At 45.3% G+C, this 6,531-nt stretch carries 6 protein-coding genes and 1 pseudogene; all 7 read right to left on the bottom strand.

Going from position 1 to position 6,531, the window contains the following annotated elements:
* The coding region (locus AC1DUA_RS18095) for an exo-beta-N-acetylmuramidase NamZ family protein (protein WP_477501097.1) at window positions 1-1,044 on the bottom strand (1,044 nt) is incomplete at its 3' end.
* Between the two features lie 93 nt (window positions 1,045-1,137).
* A complete protein-coding gene (locus tag AC1DUA_RS18090) occupies window positions 1,138-1,845 on the bottom strand; it encodes a PIG-L deacetylase family protein (RefSeq protein WP_477501096.1) in 708 nt (235 codons plus the stop codon).
* On the bottom strand, window positions 1,846-2,814 hold the full coding sequence (locus AC1DUA_RS18085) for a GNAT family N-acetyltransferase (RefSeq protein WP_477501095.1): 969 nt from the start codon (window positions 2,812-2,814) through the stop codon (window positions 1,846-1,848).
* Window positions 2,815-2,848: 34 nt separating this feature from the next.
* Window positions 2,849-3,709 carry a carbohydrate ABC transporter permease gene (locus tag AC1DUA_RS18080; protein WP_477501094.1) on the bottom strand — a complete coding sequence of 287 codons (861 nt, stop codon included), beginning with the start codon at window positions 3,707-3,709 and terminating at the stop codon, window positions 2,849-2,851.
* Window positions 3,710-3,728: 19 nt separating this feature from the next.
* The gene (locus AC1DUA_RS18075) at window positions 3,729-4,634 is read right to left on the bottom strand and encodes a carbohydrate ABC transporter permease (protein ID WP_477501093.1); all 906 of its coding nucleotides are present in this window, start codon (window positions 4,632-4,634) and stop codon (window positions 3,729-3,731) included.
* A gap of 101 nt (window positions 4,635-4,735) precedes the next feature.
* On the bottom strand, window positions 4,736-6,175 hold the full coding sequence (locus AC1DUA_RS18070; protein ID WP_477501092.1) for an ABC transporter substrate-binding protein: 1,440 nt from the start codon (window positions 6,173-6,175) through the stop codon (window positions 4,736-4,738).
* 31 nt (window positions 6,176-6,206) lie between these two features.
* Window positions 6,207-6,531, bottom strand: a pseudogene (gene murQ / locus AC1DUA_RS18065) (N-acetylmuramic acid 6-phosphate etherase); the annotation flags it as partial.

The following is a 6,531-nucleotide window of genomic DNA, read 5'->3' as shown; positions in this document are numbered from 1 at the left end:
ATACACATTGTCCCCGCATAACAAATCCATGAAAGGTCTGGAACCTTCTCGGAAAGGAGGCAGGAATTCGAATTGCTCATAATTGTTCTTAATCGTGTACAACAGGGTAATCCCCGTCTCCAGGGGCTTGATAGCACGGGTGTCCAACACATGGACTTGCACGCCGCTGCAGGACTCTCCCTGATGTTTCGAGAAACTTGGTTTAAAATAGATAGGACGGAAAACAACGCCCGGCAGTTTCTTGGCATTCATCTCATCTGCCAGCTTCTGCCCATCGATGAACGGAGCCCCAATAGCTTCAAAGGGAACCGTTGTCCCACGTCCTTCCGACAAATTCGTACCTTCAAAAATACACGTTCCGGGATACAGCAAAGCGGATCGAAAGCGCGGAAGTCCTAGGGAAGGCATGATCCACTCTTGGCCGGTCTCCGGGAAAAGCATGTTTCGCTCCCAACCTTCACAGCGGACCACGTGCAGTTCACACTGCCAGTTCATCTGATCATTCGCCATCATCGCGAGTTCCCCGACCGTCATCCCATAACGTACGGCAAGTKGATAATTCCCTACAAAAGATTGATATTCCGGTTTTAAAATATTGCCTTCCACCGTCATCCCGTCCAGAGGGTTAATCCGGTCCAGAATAACAAAAGGTTTGCCTGCTTTCGCGCAATCTTCCAAAGCATATAACATCGTATAAATAAAAGTATAATAGCGGGTACCTACATCCTGAATATCATAGACAACCATATCGACTTCATCCAGCATCTCTTGGCTCAAACGTTTGGAATCTTTGCGGTACAAGCTATGCACCGGCACTTGCGTAATCGGGTCCAGGTACGTTTCTACCAATGCGCCAGCGGCTTGATCTCCACGCACGCCATGTTCTGGAGAGAATAAAGCGGTCAGGTTGAAATTCTCGTGCAAAATTTGAATCGTAGAAACAAAATCCTTGTTCAATCCCGTTGGCGCCGTAATTAGCCCTAGCCGCTTCCCTTTGAATAGATGAGCATACTGATCGATACAATCAATCCCATTAAGAATCATAGCTTTCCCCTCGCTCGCTTCTTTTTATTGAACAAAACCTCTACCTAAGCCATATTCGTGATAAGCGGCTGCGTGTAGAGGTCGGATAATTTTCTATAATTCAGTTTTGAGCACACGCATATTTTCTTCTGGAATCATGAACGTTTGTGCATATTCTTTTCTGGCTTCTAGCCCGCGAACTCTCATTAGATGCTTGTAGTATTCCAAGTACTTGAACGACTTGCTGCCAGTTACGAACCAATGCGTGGAAACGGCTTGGACCCATAAATCAAAGGCTTCTTGGTCGTAATCGACATAGACATACGGACGGTAGTCAACAGCGTCTTCCCAGTTCTCAGCATAATACAATCTCTGTGCAAAATGGGCAGGAAGCTCCCGCTCGAATGTCGGCAGAGCARCAAAATAACGGGCATCGTTCACGATGCGGTGCGTTGTCATGTGATCCTTGTGCATGCTGTTTTTCCAATGGGTGATGATCACGTTAGGTCGCACTTGACGAATGACATCGCATACACGGAAGCGCATCTCTTGGTTATCCTGGAGTTCACCGTCAGGAATATCGTCGAAGACGAAAGCTTCCCCGCCTAGCATCTCTGCGAACTTTTTCGCCTCGTTTACTTTTTGCACGCGATATTCAGCCATATCTTGTCCTGCCGGAACTCCACGTTCGCCTGCTGTCAGTGCCAGAGTCGCAATGCGGTCCCCTTTCAAGAAGTGACTTGCCAATACGCCTCCAGCCGTTAGTTCAGCATCACCAACATGGCCGCCGATCGCTAATATCGTTAACTTTTGCTCGCTCATTCACACAAACTCCCTTCTCATCACAGAAAATTGTTTGACGGTTGTAAAACCTGCCTTCTCATAAATGCGAATGGCCGGATTCGTACTGCCTGTGTAGAGTGACATGTAGGCAGTCCCGATTGAACGGAAAGCCTCGCACAGCTTAAAGAATAGCAGGCTGCCTAGCCCATGACCCTCATGCTCAGGAAGCACGCCGATACCCGCAAAGTAGCCACGTCCGTTGTCTTGCCGAATGACCGGTCCTGCAAATCCGATGACTTTACCTTTATATGCAGCAATGACCACTGGCACACCCTCTGCCGTGCACTGCCCGATTTCCCTTTGCCACAAAAGATTATTAAAGCCATTAAGCATTTCGTTAACGCCATTATGCTTTTCCTTATCGAACAATTCCACCGTGTATCCTTCGGCTGCCGCCTTATGCTCCTTGGCCCTTACATCCTCCGGTATGGCGAAACCGTCCAGCTTCACATACATCGCGCACTCTTTCGCACGTTCCACATACCCTGCTTGCAGCAAAAACGCATACAATTTACTTTCGATCGGCACGCCCGGCGCATTATTATGCTCATGCCTCGGAGTCCCAGGGATATACCATGGCAATAACATCGGATTGAAAAATAAGACATCGCCTTGCTTTTTCCCCAATTGCTGAAAACGACGCTCCAAAGCGTCCAGCATGCCTTGATAGTTGTGATCCGTTTGATAGCTGTCGGCCAAAACGATGCAGGTGATGTATCCAGCCACTTCCCCAAGCGGCAGATCATCCCCTGTACAGCCACAGGCGAAGCCTTTGACCTCATTTTGATCCAGTAACACAAAAGTATTTTCACTATCAAAATAAGGACTGGCCGTGAAAATACGCTCAAAGGTTTCTTCCGTCAGTTCCTTATAGCCATCTTTCACGGCTTCTTCATTCCATAAATCAATAACGGCCTGACGATACTGTTGATCCCAAGACACAATCATGCTGAAGTGATACCTCCCCCACGCTCGGCTTGTATTAGCCTTTTACCGCTCCAACCGTTACACCTTCCAAGAAGTACTTTTGCAAGCTGAAGAAAAGAATAAACATTGGCAGTGCAGAGATTGTAGCACCCGCCATCATCGGCGCGATAAACGTCGTATTGGCGAAGCGGAAGTTTTTGAGACCCAATTGAATCGTCTGCATATCCATCGTATTGGTGACCAGAAGCGGCCAGAAGAACGTGTTCCAGCTATCCATGAACGTTAGAATTGCCATGACGGCAAGAACCGTTTTGGACAAAGGCAGAATGATTCTCCAATAGATCGTAAACTGGCTGCACCCTTCGATTTTGGCACTTTCCATAATCTCGTTCGGGATGCTGCCCATAAACTGTTTAGCTAGAAAAATATTATATACAGTAACGATACCCGGCATAATTAATGCACTGTACGTATTTTGCAGATTAAACACATTAACAACAAGAATATACAAAGGAACTTGCGTAACTTGGTAAGGGATCATCATCGAGACTAGCAATACGGCAAACAGCACGCCTCTCCCTTTGAAATGAAGCTTAGAAAATGCGTATCCTGCCATACTGGCGAAAATAACATTGGATACCATCACGGTAGTAGCTACGATCAGGGAGTTCAGAATCCACCGATACGAATACTCGCTATAATCAAAGAAATATTTAAAGGAAGCGAATGTGAACTTGCTTGGTAAAATGGAGTAGTTCACCGCTCCTGCCTCAACCGGATCTGCAAAGGATGAAATGACCATGAAATAGATTGGAAATATCGTCGCCAAAGCAAAAAGGAGAAGGGCGATAAAAATGATTGAATTACGAAGGGTTTTTACTCTAGGTTTACCTGCATGACTGCTGTATAAAGCCATTATTTATCCATCCCCTCTCTTAATAGTCGACATCTTTTCCGGCAAATTTGAACTGAAGAACTGAAATCCCTGCGATAATAACAGCTAGAATTAGCGATTGTGCCGCGGCTTTACCGAATTCAAAATAAGTAAATGCATTATTGAAGATCAGTAGGCCAACCATTGTAGTCGCATTGTTCGGGCCACCGCCAGTCATCAGGTAAGCGTTCTGGAACACTTGGAAAGAACCGATAACACCCGTTACCAGAAGGAATAACGTAGCTGGTTTCAAAGAAGGAACAACGATGTACCACAGCTTCTGGAAGAAATTCGCTCCATCCATTTCCGCTGCCTCGTAGAACGTATCATCAATACCCAGAAGTCCTGCCAGATAGATGATAATGCTTGTTCCGTGACTGGAAAGCCAAGACATCAGTACCAAAGAGAACATAGCCGTTTTACTTGAACCCAACCAGTTCTGATTGCTTATTCCGAAGAAATGAATAAATTGATTGAGAATCCCGCCCTCAAGAGGATCGAAGATCCAAAGCCATACGACGGATAAAGCAACACCTGAAGCTACGACAGGCAAGTAATAAATACCTTTGAAGAAGCCCTGCGTTTTCTTCCTCAGCGGAAGAATCAAGATCGCGATCACCATCGATAAGATTAAGTTAACAGGCACGGTCAGAATCGTATAAACAAGCGTGTTGCGCATTGCTTGCCAGAACAAAGGATCTTTTAATGAAGAAGCGTAGTTCGCGAATCCAATATAAGTGGAACCAAGTGGCTTGTATTCCTGGAGACTGATGATAAACGCACTAACAACCGGGTATGCGGTGAACATCGCAAAAACAACCAAAGCGACGGCAATAAATGCATATCCCCAGACACCTTCTCCTCTGATTCCTCTTCTTTTTATCGGTTTAGCGATATTCGTTGCCATTTTCTCTAACCCCCAAACCCCGTTTCAGAAAACCCGGATTAAAATAGTTCGGATAGCCGTGTAAGTTGCTTTCACGACTATCCGAAATTTACTGTTTATAATTAGTCTTTAACAATACCGTCTGCGCCAAATGCAGCAATTGCAGCAGCTTTTACAGCTTCGTACATGGCTTCTGGTGTAACTTCACCAGCAATTAGACCTTGGAACTTAGGAACGATAACTTCTGTTTCCAATTTAATCGCTTTAGCGCCTAATTCACTCGGGATGTCGGAACGAGCTGGCGTTGCATTTTTGAGCATGTATTCAACAGCAGCAACGTTCTCTGGGCTTCTTTCGATTTTCATGCTTTCAGCCGCTTTTTTACCAGTTTGTGTAATGTGAGCGGAGAACAAATCATTATTTGTAATAGCCGCATTTTTACCGCTAGCTAGGAAGTAAGCCGCTTTAACGACATTTGCTTTGTGCTCAGCAGTCGGTTCCTTTTTACCGCGGAACGTCATGTAACCGTCAACTACAGCAGCAGATGATTGTTTAGCACCTTGGAAAGTCGGAGCCGGCAATACAACATAATCAACAGGGATGGAGTCTTTTACTGCACTTGCATCACTTGCTTTTAGTTTTGCATTGTTTGTTTTTGCAGAGTTCTCAAAAACAGCTAGACCTTTACCTGTGATCATCGTTTGACCTGTCAAGAACATATTCCAACGTTTCCCAGCGTCTACGGAGCTAAGCTCTTTCGGCATGGAGCCGTCATCGATCAGTTGACGAAGATCTTTAAGTAGACCCAAGTAATTTTTGCTAGTGTATGCATATTTCAAATCTTTATCAAACGCGCTTGGCATACCAGCATTTTTCGCCATGATACCCAAGTAATCTACCGCGGCAACGCCTTTCACTGCAAACACAAAACCATAACGCGTTTTGCCGTTTTCAGTTACTACGCCTTTTTTGATCGCTTGACGGAATTCGTCATAAGTCCAGCCGTTTGTCTGTACTTTTTTCCAATCGATGCCTGCTTTTTCTAAGAACTCTTTATTTCCGCCCAATGCGTGTACTTCCATGTAAGCCGGGAAGCCGTAAAGACCTTTACCATTTTTCATGTAATCAAGTGGGGCTTTGTCGTAATCACTAATCATTTCAGGAGTTGCTGTATCCGTGATGTCCATGAGCAAACCTTGCTGCACGTATTTCGGGATACCGTCAGAGCCTCCGAATGCAATATCCGGCGGGCTGCCCGCATTCACTTGCGTGTCTAATTTTTGCTTCATATCTTCCCAGCTAGCTGGTTCGATTTTCAATGTAAGATTTGGATATAGCGCATTAAAATCTTTGGTCATTTGTTCGAAAGTTTTTTGGTAGTTCGGTGAAACCGGCGGCAAAAGTGCCGTAATGGTGTCTTTCGCTGTTGAAGCACCAGCACTTGCAGCTGGAGCTGATGCAGCCGGTGAACTTGATTCTTTCGTACCTGAAGCGCCACCACAAGCTGTTAAAGCCATTGTCAAAGCTACAACGGATGCTAATACGGGCATTTTTCTTTTCATGAAAAACAGACCTCCTAATAATTTCAGTTATTTACACAACTTGAACAAAGGTACGTATGGCTCTTTTCAAACTGCCTTCACTTTGCTGCAGTGCTTGTTCAGCATCCACGGCATTCATGCCTGTTTTGATCATCATAATTGCTAATTTACAGTTCATGGAAGCAGCTTCCAAATGGGCCATTGCAGTCGCCTCGTCAACGCCTGATGCCGCTCGAATAATACGTACGGAACGATCACGCAATTTGATGTTACTTGCTTTCATGTCAACCATTAGGTTGTTATAAGTCTTCCCTAATTTGACCATCGTACAAGTCGTAAGCATATTTAGAACCAGCTTCTGTGCTGTCCCCGCTTTC

Source organism: Paenibacillus sp. 01T422, assembly GCF_056398785.1.
The sequence above is the reverse complement of the archived record's forward strand: the minus strand, read 5'-3'. Positions and strand labels throughout refer to the sequence as shown.

What these genes read in the sequence shown, in the direction of transcription:
- AC1DUA_RS18085 (WP_477501095.1), bottom strand. Translation starts at nt 2,814, where the DNA reads ATGATTGTGTCTTGGGATCAACAGTATCGTCAGGCCGTTATTGATTTA.
- AC1DUA_RS18080 (WP_477501094.1), bottom strand. Translation starts at nt 3,709, where the DNA reads ATGGCTTTATACAGCAGTCATGCAGGTAAACCTAGAGTAAAAACCCTT.
- AC1DUA_RS18075 (WP_477501093.1), bottom strand. Translation starts at nt 4,634, where the DNA reads ATGGCAACGAATATCGCTAAACCGATAAAAAGAAGAGGAATCAGAGGA.
- AC1DUA_RS18070 (WP_477501092.1), bottom strand. Translation starts at nt 6,175, where the DNA reads ATGAAAAGAAAAATGCCCGTATTAGCATCCGTTGTAGCTTTGACAATG.